This is a genomic window from Variovorax gracilis, from assembly GCF_030317115.1.
GTDB classification, from domain to species: Bacteria; Pseudomonadota; Gammaproteobacteria; order Burkholderiales; family Burkholderiaceae_C; genus Variovorax; species Variovorax gracilis.
In genome coordinates this window covers 1-1,566 of record NZ_JASZYF010000094.1, presented here as the reverse complement: position 1 = coordinate 1,566, position 1,566 = coordinate 1, and the positions used below count along the sequence as shown (strand labels likewise).

Sequence of the window (1,566 nt, the reverse complement as noted above, 5' to 3'; positions counted from 1 at the left end):
CAATACTGTTCGATTAGAGTAATGACGCCTACAATTGCTTCCGTGGCAACTCGATGGCGGACGGGATATGGCACGGACGAAGGCGGTGTTGGGCGAGGGAGCCAGGCTTAGCGACTTCTTGGCGGCCAGTTTGCTGGCGCGGGTGGTGCCAGCCGATGTCGTGCACGCTGTGCTGGACGAGCACGGCTGCAACAGCCAACGCATTCGCAGCTTCCCTGCGGTGGCCGGGGTCTACTACTGCATGGCCTTGAGCCTTTATCCCGAAGCAGCCTACGAGGAGGTCTTCGCCGTCGTCTCTCAGGGTCTGGCCTGGGCCAGTGGGGCCGCGCAGCCGGCACTTGTGGCCAAGTCTTCCATTAGCGCTTTGCGCAGCCGCATCGGCTCGGCACCCTTGAGTGACTTGGTCAAGCGCTGCTGTGTGCCGTTGGCCGATGCCCAGGATCATCCGCAAGCGTTCTTTGCTGGCTTGCGGCTCGTGGCGATTGACGGCAGCACGTTCGAGCTACCTGACGAGGCTGATAACGCGCGGGATTTCGGTTACCCGAGCAGCAGTGCGATCACCGCCGGCCATGCCGGCTATCCGCAGGCTCGCTGCGCCGTATTGATCGAGTGCGCGACACACGCCATCCTCGGCGCGAACATTGGGGCCTTTAGCGATGGCGAGCGAGGGCTCGCAGCCGCGTTGCTACCGCGTCTTGAATCAGGCATGCTTTGCATGGCCGACCGGGGCTTCAATTCATTCGAACAATGGCGCCAAGCCACAGCCACGGGAGCAGACTTGCTATGGCGATGCGGGAGCACCTGGAAGATGCCGGTCCAACGCGTGCTCGATGATGGGTCGTTCCTCAGTGTCATCAGCCCGACCAATGTCACCCGAGCGCAGGCCGACCAGCAGGCCATCACGGTGCGCGTGATCGACTATGAGTTGCCAGGCTTGGAGGACGCGCAACCGCGCTATCGACTGATGACGACGTTGTTGGACCCGCAGCGCGCACCCGCCATGGAGCTGGCAGCGCTGTATCACCAGCGCTGGGAGATCGAGTCCGTATTCGATGAACTCAAGACGCATTTGCGGCAGAGCCGGCGGGTGCTGCGCAGCAAGACACCCGAGCTGGTGCGTCAAGAGTTCTACGGCTGGGTCCTGGCGCATTACGCGGTGAGATGGCTGCTGCATCAAGGGGCCTCCAACAACCGAATACCTCACGCCGAGCTGTCCTTCAAAGGACACGTAGAACTCCTGAGACGTACGCAGCCCCACTCCGGGGCCTTCCCCCCCAGCGAGGCCCAAAAAGCGACGACGCTGGTTCCGTGAACTGCTCCAGGCTAGCGGCAGCATTCGCGCAACGAGGACCCTCAATCGGCGTTCTCCGCGGATGGCAAAAAGACGCACCTCACCGTACGCGGGTCACGACCGGAACGCTGCGACTCGCGTCCCCGTGGACTTCGCGCCCTGCTTGTTCTCAGGGCGGCCAGGTGCCCCTATACAAATTGTCCGGCGCTCCGGCGTGCGGCCATGGTCGCCAACAAACCCCTCAGGCGGATTTTCTGCGTAACCGAACAGTATTG

1 protein-coding gene is annotated in these 1,566 nt (G+C 62.6%); it reads left to right on the top strand.

Annotation, left to right across the window (positions count from 1 at the left end; genetic code table 11):
• Positions 1 to 67 precede the first annotated feature (67 nt).
• Complete coding sequence (locus QTH97_RS36875) at positions 68 to 1,312, top strand: IS4 family transposase (protein ID WP_286573738.1); 1,245 nt, start codon at positions 68 to 70, stop codon at positions 1,310 to 1,312.
• The last annotated feature ends 254 nt before the right edge of the window (positions 1,313 to 1,566 follow it).